A 23,785-nucleotide genomic window follows, 5' to 3' on the forward strand; every position below is an offset into this window, starting at 1 on the left:
TGTATCCTAAAAAGTAATTTGTGGAGATTATAGAAGTATGGCAAAGATTCTGGCGATCGTCGCGGATACTGGGACTTTTCAAGTGGTGCAAGAGTTACTCGACCAAGAGGGACATCAGGTGAGAGTCGTTTCCGACGACAAAGAGGGTTTAGACTTGGCGAGGGAAGTGTCCCCCGATGCGATAATTTGCGACGGGACTTCGCCTCAAATCAACTTTTTGGAGGTGTGCCGGCTGCTGAAGGCCGATCGAGAATTGGCGCCAGCCTATTTTATTCTGCTGACAACACCCGAGCAATTTGATGAAGTTCAAGAATTGGATGCGCCCTTTGACGATTTTCTGTTTAAACCCATAGTTAAGCAGCAATTATTGGCCCGGGTGCGCGCGTCTAAGCAATCGCGCGAGTTGAGGGCGCGGTTGGCTCTCACCCAGCAAGAATTGGAACTGTCGCGCGATCGAATGCTGCAAACTGAAAAAATGTCTAGTTTGGGGGAATTGGTATCAGGTATCGCCCATGAAATTAACAACCCAATTACTTTTATTTACAGCAATCTAACTCACGTCCAAAGCTACGCTACTGATTTAATTGAACTGCTGCAATTGTATCAAAAAGAGCTAGTCGAACCCGGATCTGAAATTCAGCAAAAACAACAAGATATGGATGTGGAATTCGTACTCGACGATTTATTAAAAATTGTGAGTTCCATGCGTACCGGGAGCGATCGCATCCGCCAAATAATCTTGTCGCTACAGGATTTTTCCCGCAGCGATCGATCGGGCTGGCAGTTATTCGATGTTTCCGACGGTTTAGAAAATACTCTGTTGTTGTTGCAGCACCGCTTGCCAGCTCGCGAGGGAAGGCGAGACATCAAGGTGATGAAACAATTCGGCAATTTACCACAGATTGAGTGTTACGCAGGTCTGCTCAATCAAGCTTTTCTGAATATCATCAATCACGCGATCGATATTTTGGAAGAGTCTGCTCAAGAGTTGGCAGAGTTGGAATCAATCAAATTTAAGCCTGTGATTTTGATTAGCACTCAGGTGGTCGATGCTGAGCGAATTTCTATTGAGATTGCGGATAACGACATGGCAATTAGCAAAGATATCACAGCGCAACTTTCTGAGCCATTTTTGGTTGCCCAACCTGCGGAACCACCCATTTACTCGGGACTTGCTCTCAGCTATCAGATAATTGTAGAGCAGCACAAAGGAGAGTTAAGGTGTTTTTCGGAACCCGGTAAAGGTACTAAAATTTACATAGAAATTCCCCTGCGTCACAGCTAATTAATGTTATTCACCGTTGTTGGGTGCTGGTTTTTGAGATTGTTTGTTTTAGCCTGAGATGATGGTGAATCCGCCCCTACAATGACTGCATTTTTTTAAAATGTAAAATTTTGTAGAGGGAATGGCAGAAGTTCTCGAAAAGAGACTTGAGTTGATATTCAAGAGATTTGAAGGAGAGAGGAAGAGAATAGAAATATCAATAATTCCATGGAGAGGGGCAACCGCGGGAGATTGCCCCTACAAAACACGGTTATGTAGATGTTGCGTGTCTAGGAGTGGAATAACTAAAGGGAGAGTTGCGCGCCTTGAGTATCGAGGCCGATCGCCCTTACATCTGCCTTTACCCCAAATTCCATCCAAGCAGCCACCATTTCCCTCACAACCGCATCAGCATTAGTAGCATCCGTTAAAGCCAAAAGCGTCGGCCCGGCACCGCTAATTACCATTCCACAAGCCCCTGCATTTAGGGCGGCTTGTTGCACCGCTTCATATCCCTTAATCAGAGATTGCCGGTAAGGTTGGTGAATTTTGTCTTGGAGGGCGCAGCGCAGCCAGTTTTGATTGCCCGTTTCCAAAGCCCGTACTAGCAAACCGAGGTGTGCGGCATTAAAAATCGCGTCAGCCTTACTGTAATCTGCTGGCAAAACTTTGCGGGCTTCGGCTGTAGACAGTTCAAAATCGGGAATGGCTACCACGGCCACAATATTTGGATTCCAGGGAATATCGCAAATCTCCCAAGCACCCCCCTCCTGCCCCCCCTTGCTAAGGGGTGGTTGGGGGGGTGGATTGCTAGCAGCGAGGCGACACCCTCCGAGTAAAGCGGGAACAACGTTGTCGGGATGGCCTTCAAGTTCGATCGCCAATTGCATCACTTCCACTTGAATCAAAGGCTTTCCGGCTAATTCATTTGCACCGACTAACCCACCGACAATAGCTGTGGCGGAACTCCCCAAACCTCTAGCCAGCGGAACTTGCATATCTATATGTATCGCTACAGGGGGCGGCGATTGGTTGAGGCGATCGTATAACTTGACAAAGGCTAGATAAGCGAGATTGCTGTCATCTGTCTTGACTTTGGCGGCTTCTTTGCCTGTAACAGTAATTTTTAGTTTCTCTGTTGCTGAGGGTTCGAGTCGGGAGAATTGAAAGCGGTTGTAGAGGCTTAAAGCGGCGCCGATGCAGTCAAAGCCGGGGCCTAGGTTGGCGGTTGTGGCGGGTACGGTGACGGTGACGGTGGAAGTTTCGGGCATTTTTTGAATGGTGGATTTGGAATGTTTAACCGCCGATGAATGCGGATGAACGCAGATCGAAGGATATTATACTATGTTTTCAAAAGCACTCTATTCTTGCAGCATTTGAAGATGCTTGAGCGCATCTTGATAATCGTTGGTATTGCCGTCTTTTTGATAAACTTCCGCTGCTTTTTGATAATCGGCGATCGCCCCCGGTTTATCTTCTAAGAACTCGCGGACTCTGGCGCGGTTGTAGTAGGCGTCGCCGTAGTTCGGGTTAATTTCAATTGCGCGATCGAAATCTGCTTTAGCTGCTGGATAATCTTTGAGATTGCGGCCGTGGATGATGCCGCGTTTGTTGTAGGCTTTGGCGTAGTTGGGGTTGAGGCGGATGGCTTCGGTGTAATCGGCGATCGCACCTTGAATATCTCCCGCCTCTGATTTGGCTAAAGCCCTATTGAATAAATCTTCAGCAGGATTTTGAACAATCGTTTCTTGAGCTATTAATATTGCTGAGGATTTAGCATAGACAGCAGGGAATATATTACCAAAAATAGTAAAGATTACTAGAGGAGCAATTAAATTGTAAAATGATGATTTCATAATTTAGGCAAAAATATGAGCTACTGAACAACTAAAACCTGGCAACAAAGGGGAAGTTAGTTCATCATTGCTCAACAGCGTAGCAATGAGCCTTAAACTTGCTTGTTCCCTGCGATAAACTTCTATTTGCTGCAATTGCCAATTCACCACCCAGTATTCCTGCACTCCTCGCACCGAATAAAGTCTGAGTTTCAAATCTCGATCGCGTCTATGATTGTCTGCACCCGGGGACAATACTTCAACAATTAACTCGGGTGCGGCGGTTAAATGGCCTGCTTCGTCTAGCAAGATAGCCAAGCGTTCGTTGCTAGCCCAAACTACATCAGGTATGACATTATCAGCATCACTGAAAATAAGGCCTGGATTGATGGCGGCTCGTCCCAAACCAGTAGACATCGACCAAGTATCAAGGGAAGAAAAAAATCTGCCACAAGTCTGTTGATGCCCCCAATGCGGTGCTCTAGTCATAAATAGCTCCCCATCAATAATTTCGTAACGATCGCCGTTATCGGGCAATAGTTCTAAATCGGCGGTAGTCCAGCGTACTTTATCAGATATTGTCTGGTTCATACAAGCACTCTTGATAGGTGATACAAACATTCTAAACGATCGAGCTTCTACACAATCGACGGCTTGAAACAATCGGGCTACACTGACTCTCGCTTTTTGCAGGCGAGACTCATAATATTGAAACCCGCCTGGGTGCGGGTTTCGTTTTTGTAGAGGCGATTTCGCATCGCCAAATTGTTCGATCGCCAAATTTAAAATTATTTAAAATTTCAAATCGCGCGATTACTTCAAAATAGTTTTAGAAGCAATGCGAGTTTTCTTGCGATCGGCTTCACTCAATTGTTCACCAGACTGCAAACGAGTAGCAGAAGTTTGCAGCACAGTTGCGGCACTTTTATCGCCCATTTGCAGAGCAGTTTTAGCAGCCGTTTGCAGCATCGTTGCCGCGCCGGCGCGATCGCCCTGTTGCAATCGGGTTTCTGCGAGTTGAGTTTGGCGGTATTTAGCCAAAGCTAAAATGTGCTGCTGCACAGTCGGGTTAAGTGCGGGCTGATAAACTTTCAAGACATTAGCGGAAACTGCAACGGGATCGGAAAGCAAACTTTGACCGACAGTCGGATCGTCGTAGCGAATTTGCAATTGCCCGATCGCCTGTGTACCTTCGGGCAACTGTCCAATATAAATATTAGCCAAAACTACTCGCTCTATATCCTTCATTAAATCTCCCAGGCGCACCATAAAACGATCGCCCTCTTGCTGTACCGGTAATTCGATCGTATCCGGGGCAACTTGGGCGATCGGTTTGAGTTCGGCTAACCGTACTTTTGGCATCAGTGAAAATAGCAAATAAGCATTAGTCAAACCTACACCTTGGATGCGAGTAAATAGTTTGCCAAACTCGTCAACCGCATCTTCGGGACGCTGAATGTGTGCCAGAGCACCACCGCCTGCATCAGCAATCTTTTCCAAAATATCCTGATTCCAGTTATCGCCAAATCCCAGAGAATTTAAAGTCATGTTGTAGTCAGCAGCCAATTTAGCCAACTTCAAACAGCGGCTGTCGTCGCCGTGTTCATTTTCGCCGTCAGTCAGCAGAAACGCCTGAGATATAGCTTCTTTTTTGCCTTTGCCCAACTCTTCAATACCTAACTTAATGCCCTCATCAATTGCTGTGCCACCGGCCGAGCGCAATTGCTCAATTTGCCGTTTAATGCTGCTGGGATCTCCCACAATTTGATTGGGCACGAGGACTTTGGCTTTATGGTCGAAAGCCACCGCGCAAAAGCGATCCCCGGGCTTCAACCTGTCGAGCAAACGTCCGGCGGCTTGTTTGACGGTTTCCAAGGGGCGTCCGCCCATCGAGCCGCTGTGGTCGAGAATCAGGCACAGGTTTAAGGGTACGCTGGAGTCGATCTCCCTTGCCATCGCAGACACTGAAATCGCTAGCTGGCGCTGCGTCGAGGGCGCAGCAGCGTCAAGGTTAGGGTCGTTTAAAACCGGGAGCAAACTAACTTTCATGCGGGATACCTAAAGATTGCGTTAGTATTTCTTTAAGAATAGCTCCATCAGTTCAGGCAACATTTCGGTTATATGAACACACCAATTAAAGCTGTGCAATCGCCATACTACGGGGAAGGGAACTCTCGGACGCCACCTCCCGATTTGCCATCCCTGTTGCTGAAGGAGCGGATCGTTTATCTGGGGATGCCTCTGGTGCCTGCGGTAACAGAACTGATTATCGCTGAACTGTTGTTCTTGCAGTACGAAGACCCGGATAAGCCGATCAAAATCTACATCAACTCGACCGGCACTTCTGGTTACAGTGGCGAACCCGTCGGCTTTGAAACAGAAGCCTTCGCTATCTGCGATACGATCAGGTACATTAAGCCCCCTGTACACACTATTTGCCTCGGTTCGGCAATGGGGATGTCTGCGATGCTTTTAGCGGCTGGTACAAAAGGCTTTCGGGCGAGTTTGCCCCACGCTTCGATTGTGTTGCACCAACCCAAGGCTTACACGCGGGGTCAAGCAAGCGACATTCAAATTCGGGCTAAGGAAGTGCTGGCAAACAAAGCAACGATGCTTGAGATTTTTGCAAGCTGTACTGGCCAACCGATCGAAAAGATTACTAAAGATATGGATCGGTTGCTGTACATGACGCCCCATGAAGCTAAAGAATACGGTTTGATCGATCGCGTTCTTGAAAGTTCGGAAGAATTGCCGAAACCGCTGCCGGCAGGAGTCATCTAACTGGGAATGGGAATGGGGAATGGGGAATGGGGAATGGGTAAGAATTAAGGGTTAATGGCTAGTAGTTTCTACCCTGATTAGTTATTCAATAGTCTTTTTATGACTAACAATGCCCGATGCCCAATGCCCGATGCCCAATGCCCAATGCCCGATGCCCGATGCCCAATTGCCCGATCACCAATTACCAACTAAACGGAGTTCCGAATTATGCCTATCGGTGTGCCAAAAGTTCCCTACAAAATGCCGGGGGGTTATGATACTCAGTGGATTAATATCTACGATCGCCTCTACCGCGAACGGATTATTTTCTTGGGCAGGGACGTTGACGATGAAATTGCCAATCAAATCATCGCTGTGATGCTCTATCTCGATTCGGAAGATTCGGGTAAGGATATTATTTTGTACATCAATTCCCCAGGCGGAATGGTGTCAGCCGGCATGGCTATTTTTGATACCATGCAGCACATTAAATCGGACGTGGTGACGATTTGTGTGGGCTTGGCTGCTTCGATGGGTTCTTTCCTGTTAGCTGCCGGTGCGAAAGGAAAACGGTTAGCTTTGCCTCACTCGCGAATCATGATTCACCAGCCTTCTGGGGGCACGCGGGGACAAGCAACGGATATTCAGATTGAGGCGAAAGAGATTCTGCGGCTGCGCCACGAACTCAATAATATCTATGCTAAGAATACTGGCAAGCCGATCGAGAAAATCGAGAAGGACATGGATCGCGACTATTTCATGTCCGCTGAGGAAGCCAAGGAATACGGCTTGATTGACAGAGTGATCGAAGAGCGTCCGTAAGTTATTTTGGCGCGACCGTAGTGCGGGCAACCCTCGCATTACAACCTAGTTCGCAGTAAATTTTGGCAGAATCTTTACATTTAAGGATTCTGCCATATTTAATGGAATTATTAACGCTCATTCATGCTAAATGGATATTGCAGATTATTACCGACAGTTAGGATTGAGGTCTGGTGCGAGTTTATCGCAAGTTAAAGCCTCTTATCGGCAGTTAGCCAGACAGTATCACCCCGATGTGAATCCGGGAAACGAACAGGCTAAGAATAAGTTTATTGCTATTACTGAGGCTTATAAGTTCCTGGTGAAGGTTGCCCCCCACCATGTTGCGGAGTCGAAAGTTGCCAATTCAACTGTGCCGCCTACTTGGACACCGCCGGATCGGGGGGTGAAAGCTCAACCGCAGGCAGTTAAAGTGACTCGAAAAGAGCCTGCTGTTCCATCTAATGCGGATCTGTCGGCGGTGGAAGAAAAGTTAAAGCAAGATGCTTATGTTGAATTGCAGCAGTTGCTGAAATATCAGAGGTTCCCGCGGGCGATCGCCTTGATTGAGGGTTTGGCCCAGCGGGTTCCCGAAGATTTGGAGGTGCGTCAGTGGCAAGCGATCGCCTATCAGCGCTGGGGACGGCATTTGATCGGAGAAAAGCAGGTTGATAAGGCGAGAATTTATTTGAAAAAGGCTGTGAAAACTGACCCTCACAATCGGGCTTTGTGGGCAGAAGTTGAGCGGGATTTTCGCCGGCTGGAAGAGATTTATTGAAGCGATGTTGTGTCCCCCTTTTGCAGGGGGTCTGCGTCGTGAATTTTTAATTTTTCTAAAATAACTTGGGTATTTTCAGGTCGGTTTTCTGGTAGCGGTTCGATCAATTCGTCGATCGAGTCTAGGAGTAACGGGTCAATATCTACAGCCTGGTTCCTCCAATTAATTTTACCAGTTTTTTCATTAACGGGAAAGTGACTTGGCTGTATGCCTGTTAATAAATGTACAAAAGTACGCCCTAGGGCAAAAAAGTCCGATCGCACGTCTGCTTTACCTAGAATTTGTTCCGGTGCGGCGTATCCAGCAGAACCTATGGGTGCGGTATCTATATCTGCTTCTGTGGCGGCGCCGAAGTCAATTAATCTCAATTTCCCATTGGCTTCAACCATGAGGTTGGATGGCTTAATATCCCGATGTACTACACGATATTTGTGGATTTCCTGCAAAATATGAAGCATTTGTTGCAGCCAATCTAGAGCGATCTGTTGAGAAATGTACTGTTTTTTAGTTAATAATTCTGCCAAGTTTTCTCCGGTAATTTTTTCCATCACCAAACAAGACAATTTCTGGAAGTTATGAGGGAGTTTAATTGGGAAATAACCGTCAGGTTCGACTTGGGGAACTAGGCTATTTCCTGCCAGCCAAATCAAAACTCGCGCTTCTTGTTTGAACACGCGAATTAAATCGGGATTGTGTGTGTGTTTCAAGACTTTTAAAATTTTGACAGTTCCCCATTCGTTTTCCCCGGTTCCCAAATCTTCGACTTCAAAGATGTCTGTGGGGCGTGCGGGATTGGGCGATCGCACTGATTTAAGGATACGATAGCGATCGCCAATTAACAAATCTGTGCCGCAAGCCTGACAATTTTGAGCAGCAGCAGGATTTTCGCGTTGTTCGCAGTGAGGATTGATGCAATAAATCATCTGTCTTGATACGTCCAGGACTGACGGATTTAACGAATTGAATCAATTATTAGCATAAAACCCAGCAGTTCTGACCTTACTACTGGGTTTATATTTACCGCCCATTTGGGCACGCTATCACATTTAAGTCAAGGATTTAAGATTAATAGCATCGCGCTCTACCGATTGAGCTACCCCCCTGCGTTTGGTAGAGGGGGCTGGATATGAGCCAGCAACCTCGATGATGTGATTTTCCTGACATTCGTTTTAGCGATCGGCGGTGAATGCTGAGTTTAGAGTAATAGCTTGCTGTTGAATTTGTACGCAATGCTGCCTCTGCCAATTGGGCTACCCCCCTATTTTGGGCCCTATTTTGGGTAGGAGGGACAGGAGTCGAACCTGCACTATCACATTTGTACGGTTTAAGTTGAAGTTTGAGTTTTAACTTGTACTCTGTTTATATCTTAAACCATAACTATCAAAAAAGCAAGCAATCAGCGAAAAATAAACTGAAAAATTCGCTCTCCCACTCTCTGTTCCTCAACTTCAGAATTGTTAGCTTCTTCGCGGGCGAACATAACAGCTTGCTGCAAGATTTCTACCCTTTGCAGCAACTCATTGATCCGCCGAGCTGGCAAAGCTCCAGAAAACTTGACAGTCCGCCAATAGCCGATCGTAATATCTTCGTAATAAACATCGACTTGAGCCGGATGGTGTTCGGTAGCTTCAGCTTTAACGTGATTGCGCGGAGTTTTAAAAGTCTTGAGAGTTTGCACCGGTTCTGTGGCCCAGCAGTCTGCCGAAGCATCGAAGTTCCAAGTCTCGGAAGCATCTAACACTGGAAGTTTTTTGATAAATGCTTGCAAATCTGCTAACTGCTTTTCAATGAATAACAAATAGCTGACGGGAACTTGGCTTAAAAGCACGTTTCCGTCTACAGTTACGTCCGCGCGGGCGCTACAATTTGTCCAATCTTTGGTTGCGGTTACGTCGAAGAGTTTGGTCAAAACTTCAGTCGTTTTGCGGATAATCTCTTCTGCTTTGACTTCAACTTTTTTGGACTCGGGCGGCAGTTGTTCGCCTTCTTCGTCTTTGGGACGGTAAGTGCGGGAGATTCCAGAAAGCACAGCGGGCTTCTGGAGAGCTTTTTGAGCTTCTGCCAGTTCTTGAACCGAGCGGCTTTTGATGCCTTTTTCGATCGCAATAATCTGATTTAAGCGTGCCATTGTTCGATTTTATTGACGCTGAACTCACATCAAGTCCGGTTGATTTTGATAATCAAATTGTTTGTCCTGTGGCTTTTAGGGTTTTGAGGACTTCAGTCCTCAGTACAAACCTCAGGATCGTTCTTTAACCAGACTTGTTCATTTTGTAGTATTGCATAATTCAATATAAATTACAAGCTTTTTTTTGTAGGCGCGGTGTCAAGAGAACCCGCGGCTATCCGTGTCCAGCAATTTATCCCTCAAAAAATCGGCAAAATCTCTAGCCTCGCTGCCAAAGTGTAGCAAATATAACTCTTTGTCAGCGCTCCAACTACCTCGGGAGATAGATGCGGAAATCCCTCCCAGGTCGCGTTGTCATGTCGGGAAATATTTCTTAACATATAGATAACAAAGGGAATCCGAGGAGACACCAAAAATCCTTAAGCCCTTGGGGTGCCCCGGTTAATCAGACTTTTCGCAAACAAGGGCTAAATCAATGAACAAGCAGCAAAACTCCGAACTTTCAGCATTTTTGCCCATGCTCCAAAAAGGCATTTGGCTGTTTGGGATTCTCTCTTGGATATTCGGGCTGACAGATAGAACTATTGCACTATTATCTGACGGATATTTGTCGGCGATAGATATTGTCCAGCTATTTACAGCATCCTTTTTCTTCATTAGCTGGCTGTTGTTAAGCCCGTTTTTGGGCCTTAACTCCCAGAGTCGGCCGAAGGAAGAAGCATCTTCCTAGTTTTTAATTGGTAATGTTAGTTTCTCGATCGCTCTTTGTTTCTTGTGGGGCAAAGCGGGCCGGCCAAATGCGATCGCAAAAAAACAAAGTTCCCGCCGTCACGCACAGCGGAATCGCCAACAGATTCAACAGGGGAATGCTCACCAAACCCAAACAAACCACACCAAAACTCCCGCTGGCCGGCAAACTCGCCCAAATTATCTTCAATTTCTCTTGAAAAGGTCGCCTCCGCCTCTCCAAAGGTGCGTCTAAAAAGTCCAAACAGACAATAGTCGCGCCCAAAGCTACGCCACCCAAACTGCTAAGAATAGAGCCGACCCCAGGGATAAAATGCAGCAACAGCAGCGGTATGCCGACGCTCAACAAAATTTGTAGTTTTCGCAGTTCAAAGGCGATCGCCCTTTGAATATCCCCAAAACTACTCGCCAGATTCATTGGTTCTTCTGCGGGCAATTGACCGTTCCGCAGGAGTTCCAATTGCTCGGAAAGTTTGCCGTACCAAGGCGAACCTAAAATCACGCCAAACTGCACTAACAAAAATCCGATTATCAGCAAAAGTCCTGACACTAGGAGTACGCGCAGCAGCCAGCCGAAAGCGACTGTTAACACGCCGAGAAAGCTCAGCCAAGCTGGAAAACTTGCAATTAGAGTATTAAATCGGACGGACAAATCGGCAACTAAAACGTCTATCCCTGCCAAACTGGGAAATAGCAAGCTTAAATAAAGACCAATACCAATTATAAAATTTAGCACCACGGGAACTAATACATAAGTCCACAGCTTGGGAGTTTGCAAAATTAGCGTAAAAGCTCGCAAAGGATAGGTGAAACCTGCGAGGAGTCCAATTGGTGCGGTAATGGCGGCGTGGGCGGGGTTTGAATTTAGCTGTTTTGACATATTTTCTGCTTTTGAGGACTCGACTCTATTTTCTATCATCCACTTTCCATTATTATTGCTGATGAGGATTTATCGCAGGTAGCCCAAAAGTGAAGCTTTTTATTTACCATACCCCGGAACTTACGCCAGCCGACAAAATGCCGGCTTGCGCGATCGCAGTTGATGTGCTGCGGGCGACTACGACAATGGCAACAGCCCTGAATAATGGGGCGGAAGCTGTCCAAGTTTTCAGCGACTTAGATAAGTTAATGGCCGAGAGCGAAAAATGGCCTGCTGATAAGCGGATTCGCGCTGGAGAGCGCGGCGGCGGCAAAGTTGACGGATTTGACATGGGGAATTCCCCCTTCGACTGCACGCCAGAAAAGGTGACTGGGAAGCGAATTTTTATCAGCACAACTAACGGTACTCGGGCTCTGCAGCGAGTGCAAGCTGCTGCAACGGTGTTAACGGCGGCTTTGATTAACCGCAAATCTGTGGTGCAGTTTTTGTTAAATAAACGGCCGGAAACTATTTGGATTGTGGGTTCTGGTTGGGAAGGGAGTTATTCGTTGGAAGATACGGTTTGTGCTGGTGCGATCGCCCAAAGTCTGCTAGCAGAAAGCGGTATTCCTGCGAGCGATTTTGCTGGTAACGATGAAGTATTTGGGGCTATTGCTCTTTACCTGCACTGGCAAGATCGGTTGCACGAGTTGTTGGAAAGAGCGAGTCACGGCCAGCGCCTCCTCGGTTTAGGTGTTATTGAAGATTTAAAATATTGCGCGCAAACGGATACTTTAGATGTGCTGCCCATGCAGCGAGAACCGGGAGTTTTGGTTAAGTCGGATTTTAAAATTCCTCAGGCTGATTTCTGGGTTCAATCTTCAGAAAAAACGGCGAAGTGAAATTTTCTGCGAATGCAGTATTAGTAAGGTGCGCCTAGGCGCACCTTACGGAAATTAGTAGTTAGCGAACAAGATTTTTTTTAAAAGAAAGTAGTATTAAAGATACTGGATCGGGACACAAAATTGTTTTGTTCCTAGTGAATTGCAGGCAATTGAGAATTGCTGGATTCACCGCCGAAGCGCTGCATTAAACACGCGGCAATTCTGGCTGCTGCACCGGGTTCTCCCATGCGGCGCACGCCATTTTCAGCGATTAGCTGCAACCTGTCGGGGTCGCGGAGCAAAGACTGCACGGCGCCGGCAACTTCGGCGGGATGTTTGACTAAAATTAATGACGGGCCTAACAGGCGACTTTGAGCTTCTGCAAAAGCTGGAGTAAATTGCGGGCCGTTTCCGGGAATGGCGATCGCCGGTTTTCCTAAACCTACAAATTGTTCTGTAGCAGTTCCGGCCATTGCTATTGCTAAATCTGCTTCGTACAAACAATCGTTAAAACTTTGCTGAGTTAAAATCATCGTGGCGTTTCTCTGGACAAAGGTTAAGGGCAATAGCAAATTAGGAGATTCTTTCTGAATTTCTTGACCGCTAGAAACAGGAGGTCGCAAAATACTTCCTTCTCGCCGCTGCGTTCGAGTTTCGCCTTCTTGTCGCCAGCCGAAAAATTCTAAACTAGGTCGCAAAGCTTCTAAATTTAACTCTGGAGAAATGGCTCCAAAAAATAACAATTTGCGATCGGCAAACAGCGATAAAATTCCGGCTACAGCCTCTATTATTAGCAGCCAATTAGCATAGGCTTCCGGCGCTCTAGAACCGGGCAGTAAGGTGATGACGAGCGATCGCGACCTTTCCCGCAACTCTGCGTCAGGGCCGTAAAAACCGGCTGGATTTTCCGGTTGCAGTCCGTCCATCATCGGGTTTCCGAGATTGTAAGCGGGAATTCCCAGCTTTTGTAAAGTCTCGGCGGTTAGCGCGTCCCTGGCAAAAACGGCCCGACAGCGCGATCGAGTCATCAACCAGCGCTCCCAAGGCAAATAAACCGAGCGCGGGCAACCCCACCAACCAAAGACTCGGGATTTGCGAGCCAGAGGCCCGTTCTCGTCGCGCAAATAATACTCTGACTTGGCAGTACCGACAAAGGCGTAGGGCGCGCCGCTGAGCCAAGCAAACAGCAGCGGTACAATATCCCCGCAGGCTAAAATAACGCCGTCTTGATTCCCAGACTGTTGTTGCGATCGCACCCAAGCGCGGATGGCTTTAAACTGAGCGATGGTTAACTGAAGCAGGCCGCCTTTGACATCGCGCAAAAATTCCCTCCCGTCCATGTAAATAAAGCCGCCCGAAGGCATCCGCTGCACCGGGCCGATGATGCGGGCGTTTTCTAGTTGAGCGAAAGCTTGCCCTTCACCCACTAGCGGAAAGACGGCTAATTCTGGCGGGTGCGGGTGCTGTTGCAGTTCCTGCAAGATGCGAAGGGCGATCGCGTCTTCTCCGTGGCCGTTACTGAGGCAAAGTAATTTCAATCCCAACTCTCTCAAAAACTGTCTCTGAATATATAGAAGCAAGATTAGCCGCAGGATGCAAGGTGGTATAGCCGAAGGAAGAAGTAAGTGGAGCGACGATCGCACGAGGCGGGGACTTTTTGGTAAAATAGCAGAGGAAACTCCTATTTTAGAGGTAAAATCGGATGGTACAAACCCTGCCAAAATCTTTGACACTCCAAGAGTTTCTGAAGTTGCCAGAAACCAAACCAGCCAGCGAGTACATTGACGGTGCAATCATTCAAAAACCGATGCCTCAAGGAGAACATAGTGTCATTCAAGGCGAGTTGACAAGTGCTGCTAATGCTACTCTCAAATCTCAAAAGGTGGCGCGAGCATTTCCCGAACTACGGTGCATTTTTGGCGGTCGAGCGATCGTTCCAGACGTGACTGTATTCACTTGGGAGCGCATTCCCCGTAAAGAAAATGGTGGTGTGGCAAATGTGTTTGCGATCGCCCCGGATTGGACAATTGAAATCCTCTCCCCCGACCAAAACCAAACTAAAGTTACTAAAAATATTTTACATTGTCTCAAACACGGCACTCAAATGGGTTGGTTAATCGATCCAGAGGAGCAATCGGTTTTTGTATATCGGCCGACTCAATCAACGGAGGTGTTTGACGAACCGGAACAGTTATTGCCCATGCCATCTTTTGCCAGGGAATTGCAACTGACAGTAGGAGAATTATTTGGTTGGCTATTAGAGTGATATCATGTCCTATTGAGCGACCGAACATGATATCACTACTCACCACTGACTACTGACCATCGATATATTGCTTTAAAGTATTCCGAATTTGTTTGAGCTGAAATCCCTTAGCAAGTTGGCGCAGCTTCGAGACAAAAGGCACTAAATTAGGTTCTAAACTCTCCAGCTTAGCACTCTCCTCAAAAATTTCTTCAATGTCGCCCATAGCTGCGAGTTTCAAAAGTTTTGCTACTGACTCAGAAGCCGCAGGTAATAGAGAAGAATAAGCAGGAAAATCAGAGGCTGGTGACAAACTGGGAGTTTTGCGCTTGTTGTTTTCCGAAGATTCCCCATAAATCCATTCTAGTCCCAAATGCACGCGCAACTGTTCCAAAAAGTGATTTGCTTCGATCGGTTTGGGAAGAAAAGCATCGTACCCTGCGAGGATGCTATCTTGCTGCGTCGCCTCGAAAACGCTAGCTGACATAGCGATTAACACAACATCTTTTACTTCCGGCAACTGCCGCAGTTTCCTTGCACTTTCTAAGCCATCCATTACAGGCATCCGCAAGTCCATTAAAATCACATCCGGGTGAAATTCAACTGTTTTGCAGAGGCATTCTTGACCGTTTTGGGCCTCTGCAACCTCAAATCCCAAACGCCGCAGCAGCCTGCACAACAAATCGCGATCGAGTTGATTGTCATCCACGATTAGCACTTTCCGCTTGTTGCCGATAAAACCGACAAGCCAGCGTTTTTCCTGCAAAGGAGACACCTCCAAGTACCGTTTAGCTGCTGGCACTTCTAAATCTACCCAAAAAGTGCTGCCTTTTCCCACAGTGCTGTGAACGCGAATTTCGGTACCCATTAGTTTCGCTAATTTCTGGCTAATCGAGAGTCCGAGACCTGTACCTTCAACAAACGTATTGCCTCCTACTTGGTGGAAAGGCAAAAATATTTCTTCTAACTTGCTTTGCTCTATTCCTGTGCCGGTATCCTCGACTTGAAAGCGGATTTTTAAAGCGTGTTTGGCGGCGATCGCATTGTGGGCGAAGCGCATATAATTTTCTTTCAGTTCCGAACTCAAAGTCGAGAACTCATAATTTTCTCCTTGCCCTCGACTCCAGGCCCCTGTGCCGACATAGCCGACTTTGAAAGTCACACCGCCGCTGTTCGTAAATTTAACGGCATTGCTGAGTAAATTTATGAGAATTTGGCGCAATCTTTTTGGATCGACACGAACGCAGCTAGGCAGGGGAGAGACTTGTTCGTAATGGAATAAAATTTCTTTTTGAGAGGCCCGCATCTGAAAGAGATCGGCAATGTTTTTCGTGAAATTTAGAAAATTCAACTCTTCCGGGTAGAGTTCCATTTTTCTAGCTTCAATTTTGGAAAGATCTAAAACATCGTCGATTAACATCAGCAGGTGTTGACCGCACTGTTGAATATTGCTGAGACTTTCTTGGTGATCTGAGTTTAAGTCTTTGTCGGTTTTGAGGATTTGAGCGTAACCTAAAACGCCGTTTAAAGGCGTGCGTAGTTCGTGGCTCATATTGGCAAGAAATTCGCTTTTGGCGCGGTTGGCGCTTTCTGCGGCTAGTGCAGCTTGTTGGAGGGCAGATTCTGCAAGTTTGCGGTCGGCAATTTCGGTTTGTGCTTGTTGAAATAGCGTGGATTGCTGGATCGCGATCGCCAATTGCACGCACAATTGCCGGAGGGATTCTATTTCTGACGAATCCCAGGAACGGGGGCCACTGCAATCGTGGGCGATCAGGAGTCCCCAGAGGTGATTTTCTGCCGTCGGTTGGACTTGGGAAATGCTTTCTCGTGCTTGTAAAATCGGCACTATTAAGTTAGCTTTAACTTCAAATTGTTCGAGAAATTTAATGTGACATTCGCTCAAATTTTCCGCGTAAATATCTGCTATAGCACGAATATTACCTTGCTGGTAAATATCAACAAACTTGTCTCTAAAACACGTATCCAAATTGTCAAAATTTCGCAATGAAATTATATTTTTTGCTACGGATTCGACAACTACAAGACCGCTCCAGTCGGGATTAAAGCGGTAAATAACTGTGCGGTCTGTTTGCAAAAAGTGCCGCACTTCTTCGACAGCAGTGCTGAGGACTTCTTCTAAATTGAGGGAAGAGCGAATGCGATCGAGCATGGCAACTACCAGCCGTTCTCGCCTTAATTGCTGCTGCAGGGCCATCTCCGCTTGTTTGCGTTCGGTGATGTCGGTAATTACTCCCACTAACCCGATTAAATGACCAGTTTCATCTTTAATGCCGTCGGCGCGAAATAAAGTTGTTACCAGTTTGTTGTTTTTAGTGTTGATTTTGAGTTCGCCTTGCCAAGATTTGCCTTTACGGAGCGTTTTAAACATTTCTAGCAGCACATTACTTTGGGGGTAAATTGCTGTTAATCCGCCTGCTGTGTTTAGTTCTTCTGCTGTGTAGCCGTACTGTTGAACAAAGGCTTGATTGTGGTAGAGCGATCGCCCTGTCAAGTCAGCAATGCCGATCGCATCGCTGGTGCTTTCCACCGCTTGAGTAACTCGCAGCAAATCTAATTCTGCTTGTTTGCGATCGCTAATATCAGTAATAGTGCCGATATAGCCTTTAATCTCCTGCTTGTCTCCGATTTCTGCAATGGCCTGACCTATCACCCAAATTACCCGACCGTCGGGACGCTGAAAGCGGTATTCTGATTTAAAAGGAGTTTTATCAATAATTGCTCGATGCCATTCATTTTTTATCCGCTCGACATCATCGGGATGTATGGCATTCATCCAGCCAATTTCTGCTGCTAATTCTGCGTTTAATCCCGTAATTTCGCTCCACCTTTGATTCACATAAAGGCAATTTCCCAAGGTGTCGGTATGGAATATGCAAACTGGCGATGCTTCGGCTAAAGTTTGGTAGCGGCGCTGGCTCGACCGCAGGGCTGATTCTACCTGTTTTCTATTAGTTATATCGCGGACTATAGAAATGATTTCGCCACCTACAAGCATTGTCAGGGACAATTCTTGAGGGAACTTAGTACCGTCCGGGCGCTGACCGCTCGCTTCTATATTGCAGTACCCTTTTTGCAGAAGCATCGGCATTATTTGTAGTTCAAACAATAGATTTTCTGCTTTGCTGTAGAGCATATTCCATTTCTTCCCATACAGTTCGCTAGGGCTTGACAAACCGTACATTTTGAGATAAGCTTCGTTTGAATAAATACATTCTTTATTATTATTAAAAATGGCGATGCCGTCATAAGCAGCGGCCATTGCTACTGCTTGTCGCTGGAGTTGGGACTCTACTTGTTTACGAGAGGTAATGTCGTGACCGACTGAGTAAATTAAACCTTCTTCGGTAAATGGCGATGCCGTCCACAGGAAGCATTTGTAAGAACCGTCTTTGCAGATGTAGCGGTTTTCAAACGAGATACTAGACGTACCGGCTATTAGTTTTGCCCCTTCGGCTGCGGTGGCTTTTCGATCGTCTGGATGAACAAATTCGATCATTGGCTTGCCCAACATTTCACTAATACTGTAGCCTAAAGCTGTTGACCAAGCTGGGTTTAAACGTTTAAAATTACCGTCAAAACCTACAATGCAAAGCAAATCTAAGGAGATGGTAAAAAAACGATCGCGCTCTGTTTGTGCCTGCTTTAATTCAGTAATATCCATCACTAAACCGTCCCAGAGAATATCGCCTTCACTGCCACAGTTGCTCTCATTAGTGAGCCTTTCTGGTCTCGCAGCTCCTTGCAGCCACTTAACTTTTCCAGATGGTAAAGTCTGCCGCCACTGCTGCTGCCAAGGTTCCAGCATAGTGGCTGAAATTGCGATCGATGCTTTTAAATCTAAGAGATCGTCTGGGTGAATTCCCTTGGAAATGAGTTCCGCATTTTGTTCTATTGCTTCTGCCTCTAATTCGTAGAGTTGGCGGCTGCCTGAAGAGATGTAGGGGAAAGACATTTTTCCCGTTGATGACATCCGTAATTGATAAATTGTTCCCGGCAGGTTAGCTACCAATTTTTGAAAGCGAGCTTCGCTTTGTTCCAGGGCTTTTTGTTGCTGTCTGTATTCGGTAAAATCTCTAATTGTACCCACTATTACTTTACTGCCGTCTGCTATTTGAAAAACGCTTTTTTTGGTAGAAATTATGTGTTCTCTCCCGGCAAAGTCTGTGAATTTTTCTTCAGTTTCCAAGCAGACACCCGTTGTCAATACTTCTTCATCTTTTGTCCAAAAAACAGCAGCTTCTGATTCGGGGAAAAAGTCATAATCAGATTTGCCAATCAGCTCTTCCCGCGATTTGCCGACCAACTGACAAAAAGCATCATTTAATATCATCCAGCGGTGTTGCTCGTCTTTGACAAAAATGGGGTCTGGCGTAGCATTTATGGTGTGGTTTAAAAATCCTTCTGACGCTTTCAGTTTTGCTTCGTAACGGTAGCGATCGCTCACGTCCAACACTACTTCGATTATCCGGTCGATAGACCTGTCCAGGCGGCGCATACAGCGTAGGGAAACTCGCGTGTGAACTATTTCGCCGTTTTTTCTGAGCCACCTTTTGTCTAAGATGTAACCGTCGAGCCTACCTGCTAACATCTGAGAAAACTTTTCACAATTAACCTGCAAATCCTCTGGATGAGTCAACTCTAGCCAATTCTTTTGCACGAGTTCGTAGCGCTCATAGCCCAGCAAATTGCACAGGGCATCGTTAACTTCTATCCAGTGGCAACTTTGAGGAATTTCGCTGTCAATAATTGGAGCGGTGATGGCAATGCCGATCAGGGAATTTTCCACCACCGAGCGATATTTTTCTTCACTTTTTCGCAAAGCATCTTGACTGTTCTGGCGTTCTATGGCGTAACGGAGCGATCGAATTAACAGTTCGCTGTCAATTTTTCTTTTTACCAAATAATCCTGGACCCCGACCGAAATCAACCGCAGGGCAAGTTCTTCGTCGTTTTGGGCGGTCAGAACTACGATCGGCACATTTACCCCGTATTCTTGTACCCGAGCCACCGTCTCGATTCCCAGACTATCTGGCAGTGAAAGGTCTAATAAAATTATGTCAAAAGTTTCTTGATTCAATCGCTGCTGCGCTTCGCTGAGGCGCTCTACTTTCGTCAGCACTATACGCTGCGCGCCGCCAATTTCTGACAGCAAATCTTCAATCAGCTCAGCTTCCTGAGGGTTGTCTTCTACTAAGAGAACTTTAAAGCAGATAGGAGGCAAAGCTAAGTTAAAAACTGCTTTCATAATATTTATTAATCAACAAAATGTTAAACTAACTTGAATTTGACTTTTTATTTTCAGGGCAGCCATTCAATTGTACGTACACATACATCGACCGTAAGATTGACCGTAAGATGGCGGGGTGAGCAAGCGCTACAAAAAATGTCTTTAATAATTAAAATTATATCACGCACTAACTAGACTGTCAACGGAAAACATTTTTTTGTAACTTGTCATTTATACCAGTTAAAAAGAATGCAACGGGAGTCAAATTTATCAGCCGTATCGTCACAAAAATTTCCAACTTTTTACTTCTTTTTTTATGTAAAATGGTGTTAAATGGTCAATTGTAATTTCTAGTTTCTCACTTACAATATAGAAATAAATTGAGTTTTCCTACCTTAGAACTTCTACCTTTTGACGAAAAGATGCCTCACTTAAAGGAGAGTAAAGTGAAACGTAGAACCTTGCTCCGGTTCCGATTCCACCCAGATACATCCCCCGTGAAGTTCCACAATCTTTTGACAAATTGCTAAACCAATACCTGTCCCCGAATATTCTCTTTGAGTATGCAAGCGCTGGAAAATTTGAAAGATACGTTTTTGATGCTGGGGAGCAATCCCAATTCCATTATCTGAGACAGAAATTAACCAGTTTTCCTCCTGTCGGCAAGCGGTAATATGAACCACAGGCGGTGCATCGTGGCGATATTTAATCGCATTGCTGACTAAATTTTGAAATAGCTGTATGAGTTGAGAAATATCCCCCATTACCGCGGGTAATTCGCTGTACGTGACAACGGCTTTAGTCTCGCGGATCGCCCCTTGCAGGTTCGCGAGTGCTTGCTCGACTGCGTGATTGCAATCTGTCATTTCAAAAGGTTTCCGACTCCGGCCAACGCGCGAATATTCGAGTAAATCGTCAATTAAAGTTTGCATTCTGGTGCAGCCCTGAACGATATTGCCGATAAACTTACTACCTTGGGTGTCGAGTTGGTCTTTGTAGCGTTTTTCTAAAAGTTGAGCGTAACTGGCAATGGTTGCTAAAGGCGCTTGTAAGTCGTGAGAAGCCACATAAGCAAATTGTTCTAGTTCCGCATTTGAACGCGCCAATTCTTGGTTAGATTTTAATAGAGCAGATTCGGCGCGCTGGCGGTTTGATATCTCTTGTTGGAGTACCAAATTTTGCTCTTGCAAAGCTTTTTCAACGGCGCGACGGGTGCTGATTTCTTGTTGCAAAATTTGATTTTTTTCCTGAAGCGTTTTTTCAACTGCTAAACGGCTAGTGATTTCTTCTTGCAGCAGCATATTTTGTTCTTTTAGCTGCTTTTGTAAATTCCGCAGGCTAAGGTGACTTTCGATGCGGGCGAGCACTTCTTCAAACTGAAATGGCTTGCTGATATAGTCCACAGCTCCCACAGCAAATGCGTTTACTTTGTCGAAAGTTTCATCTTTAGCACTGATAAAAATTACCGGAATTTCGCGAGTTTTAGGCTCTAATTTCAAGTGCTGACAAACTTCGTAACCGTTCATTTCCGGCATCATTATGTCGAGCAAAATCAAATCGGGTGGATTAGAATTGCAGGCTCTCAGAGCCATTTTTCCGTTAATCACGCAGCGGGGGGTGTACCCCCTCTGAGTCAACATCGTAGACAACAGACGCAGGTTTTCTGCTGTATCGTCTACTACTAAAATGTTTCCTAACGGCGTCCCTGGTTGGTGATTGTTCATTGATTATTTCCTTGTTTTCACAAAAGATGTTTGCAGCTATTTTATTTAGGTCTTACGGAAAACACCCGGTTTCTAGTAGGAATATTGGAAAAAAAAACGAGGAATCGGCTCATTAACCGGGTGTTTAGCCGTTTATGTACAAGCAAGTCCTGTTATTGTTTGTTTATCAGTTCTCAAATCCCCAGCAGCAGAGTCAAAGCATTATTGTCCCAAGTCAATCCTTTGTCTAAAACTTTAAATCCGGCGACTTTGCACATAGATTCTAAAGCAGTAGCTGTAGGTAGCCACCAGCAAGGCGCAAAATCGTTCATGTCAAAAACTGCTTTCTCAGTTATCCCTATAAGTTGGTTGTTGTTGATGTATGTCCGCCAGTAAGCTGTTAAAATAGCTCGTTCTGCGTCGTCCAAAGCGGGAATAAACATTACTCCAGAAGCGGGAATTTCATAGCGTCCCAACTCATTTTCTATCACTTCTTGGGTAATAGCTGAAGTGAAAACTAAATGCTCGCGAGTTATCTGACGCAAGGCAACTAAAATCTGCAAGGGATGGGGGTGATGGTACAAAACTCCTGCACAGTGAACTACATCGTAAGGCTCGCCAATGTCTGCAAGCTGAATCTGAGTGATATCTTGATTGATACAGTGATAATTAGCAATATTTAAACTTGTCATGCGATCGTGAAAATCTTGCCACCAGTGGAGGGATGCCGGGCAAACATCAATCATTGTCAGAGAAACTGCACCGTATTTGCTAGCTACAGATACTTTTTCGCTGACAGTTCCCCACAAGCCGCCGACTTCTGCAAAAGTCTTGCCTTTGACTACTCGGGCAATGTAGCGATCGCGAATATCCTTAGCCTCTAACTCTAATAATAGAGTAGATTCCCCTGTTTGACGCTGTTTTTCTAAAATATCCTCTAATTTTTGGGATATTTCTGGATCTTTGGGTCTAATTTCTAATGCCATCAAGTACAACATTATGGCTTCGTTACGCCGATCGCTCTCAGCAAATTTTTGGGCTATTTCGCAGTAAAATTTAGGAGGGTGCAGCGGCTGCATTTCGTGGTGATAGTAGCTAGTTACTACATCTGAATCTACCGGAGTTCTTTTAATTAGAGCCTCACCTAACTTTATGTAAATTCCCGGTAGAGACGGCTCGATTTTAAGCGCACAAAGGTAGGCGGAAACAGCATCGTTCCATGCGTGAGTTTCACTCAAAGCATCGCCTAAATTGTAATAAGACCAAGAAATACTGGGATTAAGTTCAATAGCACGTTGGTAAGCGGTAGCTGCGGCTTTCCACTGTTGGGTTTTTAACAGCACTTCTCCTAAATTGTGGTAAGTCCAAGAGAATTCTGGATTGAGTGCGATCGCCCGCCGATAAGCGAGTATTGCTGGTGCAAACTTTTGAAGTTTAACTAAAGTCAAAGCTAAGTTATAATGAGACCAAAATAAATCCGCATTTAGTGCGATCGCCCGTTCGTATGCAGCCTCAGCTTCTGACCACTTTTCTAGTTTAAAAAGAGCATCTCCTAACTTGTGAAAAGCTGCGAAAAAATTTGGGTCTACTTCAGTAGCGCGCTGGTAAGCAGCAGCGGATTCAGACCATTCTTCTAATCGATCGCAAGCTGCACCGATGCTGTAGTAAGACCAAGAATAATCCGGGTTAATTTCCACAGCCGTGCGGTAGGCGATCGCAGCTTCTTGCCATTTTTCTAAATTGAGTAGCACGCTGCCTAAGTTGTAGTATGACAAAAAAGAATTGGGATTTAAATCAATGCTTTTTTGGTAGGCAGCCTCCGCTTCGCGCCAGAGTTCCTTAGCTTGCAAAACATTGCCTAATTTGTAATAAAACTCCGAAATCTCCGGCTGGAGTTGAATAGCTTTGCGGTAGTTGACAATAGCTTCGTCCCACTGTTTCAAGTCGCTAGCAGCTTCTGCTATTTTGCAATAAGCTTCGCAACAACTAGGGTTTAAAATAATGGTGCGGTGGTAACAAACTAGCGCTTTTTCGGGCTTATTTTGGGCAAGCAATGTATTACCAAAATCTAGATATTCTTCCGCTATTTCTATTGGCTGTAAGATGAGTGCTTGATACCAACAGTCTGCTGCTTCCTCAGCCTGACCGACTTGGGTAAATATCCGGCTCAAATTTCGATAGAATCCTGCAAAGTCCGGTTGGAGGGAGATGGCTTTTTGATAACAGGCGATCGCCTCTTGCCACTGTTCCAATGTAGCGCAGAGAGTGCCGAGGTTAGCAAAAGCTTCGGCAAAATCCGGTTGCAGGGCGATGGCAACTTTATACCAATACCTTGCGTCTTCTAGTTTACCCTGAGCTTGCAGCGCCTTCCCCAAGGTCTTGCAAGTCTCTGGAGAGTTGGGTTCAGATGCCAAAACTTGTTGGCAAAGTGCGATCGCCCGCTCAAAGTTCCCTGTAGCTAAATAAAGTTCTGCCTGTTGCTGAAAATTCACCTGCGCTGTTTCCGAATTCATTTTTTATTTTCCTTTTGAGT

At 45.8% G+C, this 23,785-nt stretch carries 18 protein-coding genes; 7 read left to right on the forward strand and 11 right to left on the reverse strand.

Annotated elements, in window-relative coordinates; translation table 11 throughout:
• Window positions 1–37 precede the first annotated feature (37 nt).
• Window positions 38–1,285 carry a response regulator gene (locus QUB33_RS08265; protein ID WP_333349318.1) on the forward strand — a complete coding sequence of 416 codons (1,248 nt, stop codon included), beginning with the start codon at window positions 38–40 and terminating at the stop codon, window positions 1,283–1,285.
• A 284-nt stretch (window positions 1,286–1,569) separates the two neighbouring features.
• Here the strand turns inward: QUB33_RS08265 and thrB are convergent, their stop codons facing one another.
• From thrB to QUB33_RS08285, 4 genes are all read right to left on the reverse strand, one after another.
• Window positions 1,570–2,535, reverse strand: a complete 966-nt coding sequence (gene thrB / locus QUB33_RS08270) for a homoserine kinase (RefSeq protein WP_333349321.1) — start codon at window positions 2,533–2,535, stop codon at window positions 1,570–1,572.
• A gap of 90 nt (window positions 2,536–2,625) precedes the next feature.
• Window positions 2,626–3,120, reverse strand: a complete 495-nt coding sequence (locus QUB33_RS08275) for a tetratricopeptide repeat protein (RefSeq protein ID WP_333349323.1) — start codon at window positions 3,118–3,120, stop codon at window positions 2,626–2,628.
• Window positions 3,121–3,123: 3 nt separating this feature from the next.
• Window positions 3,124–3,690 carry a Uma2 family endonuclease gene (locus QUB33_RS08280; RefSeq protein WP_333349384.1) on the reverse strand — a complete coding sequence of 189 codons (567 nt, stop codon included), beginning with the start codon at window positions 3,688–3,690 and terminating at the stop codon, window positions 3,124–3,126.
• A 222-nt stretch (window positions 3,691–3,912) separates the two neighbouring features.
• The gene (locus QUB33_RS08285; RefSeq protein ID WP_333349325.1) at window positions 3,913–5,148 is read right to left on the reverse strand and encodes a VWA domain-containing protein; all 1,236 of its coding nucleotides are present in this window, start codon (window positions 5,146–5,148) and stop codon (window positions 3,913–3,915) included.
• A 72-nt stretch (window positions 5,149–5,220) separates the two neighbouring features.
• On the opposite strand from QUB33_RS08285, the gene QUB33_RS08290 reads away from it, so the two are divergent.
• The 3 genes from QUB33_RS08290 (at window position 5,221) to QUB33_RS08300 (ending at window position 7,438) form a co-directional block, all read left to right on the forward strand.
• A complete protein-coding gene (locus QUB33_RS08290; RefSeq protein ID WP_242715759.1) occupies window positions 5,221–5,880 on the forward strand; it encodes an ATP-dependent Clp protease proteolytic subunit in 660 nt (219 codons plus the stop codon).
• Between the two features lie 207 nt (window positions 5,881–6,087).
• Window positions 6,088–6,681 carry an ATP-dependent Clp protease proteolytic subunit gene (locus tag QUB33_RS08295; RefSeq protein WP_190741966.1) on the forward strand — a complete coding sequence of 198 codons (594 nt, stop codon included), beginning with the start codon at window positions 6,088–6,090 and terminating at the stop codon, window positions 6,679–6,681.
• A 130-nt stretch (window positions 6,682–6,811) separates the two neighbouring features.
• Window positions 6,812–7,438, forward strand: a complete 627-nt coding sequence (locus QUB33_RS08300; protein WP_333349327.1) for a DnaJ domain-containing protein — start codon at window positions 6,812–6,814, stop codon at window positions 7,436–7,438.
• Here QUB33_RS08300 and QUB33_RS08305 read toward each other — a convergent pair.
• Together QUB33_RS08305 and QUB33_RS08310 are read right to left on the reverse strand one after the other, a co-directional pair.
• Window positions 7,432–8,361, reverse strand: a complete 930-nt coding sequence (locus QUB33_RS08305; protein WP_333349329.1) for a serine/threonine-protein kinase — start codon at window positions 8,359–8,361, stop codon at window positions 7,432–7,434. The two genes, QUB33_RS08300 and QUB33_RS08305, sit on opposite strands and share 7 nt — an antisense overlap.
• Before the next feature lie 473 nt (window positions 8,362–8,834).
• Window positions 8,835–9,566, reverse strand: coding sequence for a DUF7873 family protein (locus tag QUB33_RS08310; protein WP_190732936.1), 732 nt, complete (start codon window positions 9,564–9,566; stop codon window positions 8,835–8,837).
• Between the two features lie 475 nt (window positions 9,567–10,041).
• Between QUB33_RS08310 and QUB33_RS08315 the strand changes: the two genes are divergently transcribed.
• Window positions 10,042–10,296 (forward strand): hypothetical protein, encoded by a 255-nt coding sequence (locus tag QUB33_RS08315; RefSeq protein WP_333349330.1) that lies wholly within the window; start codon window positions 10,042–10,044, stop codon window positions 10,294–10,296.
• A gap of 3 nt (window positions 10,297–10,299) precedes the next feature.
• Here QUB33_RS08315 and QUB33_RS08320 read toward each other — a convergent pair whose 3' ends face one another.
• Window positions 10,300–11,193 carry an EI24 domain-containing protein gene (locus QUB33_RS08320; protein ID WP_445299516.1) on the reverse strand — a complete coding sequence of 298 codons (894 nt, stop codon included), beginning with the start codon at window positions 11,191–11,193 and terminating at the stop codon, window positions 10,300–10,302.
• An 89-nt stretch (window positions 11,194–11,282) separates the two neighbouring features.
• Between QUB33_RS08320 and QUB33_RS08325 the strand changes: the two genes are divergently transcribed.
• Window positions 11,283–12,074 (forward strand): 2-phosphosulfolactate phosphatase family protein, encoded by a 792-nt coding sequence (locus QUB33_RS08325; protein ID WP_333349334.1) that lies wholly within the window; start codon window positions 11,283–11,285, stop codon window positions 12,072–12,074.
• Between the two features lie 134 nt (window positions 12,075–12,208).
• Here QUB33_RS08325 and QUB33_RS08330 read toward each other — a convergent pair whose 3' ends face one another.
• Window positions 12,209–13,594 (reverse strand): lipid-A-disaccharide synthase-related protein, encoded by a 1,386-nt coding sequence (locus QUB33_RS08330; RefSeq protein WP_333349386.1) that lies wholly within the window; start codon window positions 13,592–13,594, stop codon window positions 12,209–12,211.
• 164 nt (window positions 13,595–13,758) lie between these two features.
• Here QUB33_RS08330 and QUB33_RS08335 point away from each other — a divergent pair, with 164 nt between their 5' ends.
• Window positions 13,759–14,322: a Uma2 family endonuclease gene (locus tag QUB33_RS08335; RefSeq protein ID WP_333349336.1), complete on the forward strand. Its 564-nt coding sequence runs from the start codon at window positions 13,759–13,761 to the stop codon at window positions 14,320–14,322.
• A gap of 49 nt (window positions 14,323–14,371) precedes the next feature.
• Here QUB33_RS08335 and QUB33_RS08340 read toward each other — a convergent pair whose 3' ends face one another.
• The 3 genes from QUB33_RS08340 to QUB33_RS08350 form a co-directional block, all read right to left on the reverse strand.
• On the reverse strand, window positions 14,372–19,567 hold the full coding sequence (locus tag QUB33_RS08340) for a PAS domain S-box protein (RefSeq protein WP_333349338.1): 5,196 nt from the start codon (window positions 19,565–19,567) through the stop codon (window positions 14,372–14,374).
• 413 nt (window positions 19,568–19,980) lie between these two features.
• Window positions 19,981–21,273 carry an ATP-binding protein gene (locus QUB33_RS08345; protein WP_333349340.1) on the reverse strand — a complete coding sequence of 431 codons (1,293 nt, stop codon included), beginning with the start codon at window positions 21,271–21,273 and terminating at the stop codon, window positions 19,981–19,983.
• Window positions 21,274–21,446: 173 nt separating this feature from the next.
• Window positions 21,447–23,765 carry a tetratricopeptide repeat protein gene (locus tag QUB33_RS08350; RefSeq protein ID WP_333349341.1) on the reverse strand — a complete coding sequence of 773 codons (2,319 nt, stop codon included), beginning with the start codon at window positions 23,763–23,765 and terminating at the stop codon, window positions 21,447–21,449.
• Window positions 23,766–23,785 lie beyond the last annotated feature (20 nt).

The organism is Microcoleus sp. B3-A4 (genome assembly GCF_036705385.1).
Lineage (GTDB): Bacteria > Cyanobacteriota > Cyanobacteriia > Cyanobacteriales > Microcoleaceae > Microcoleus.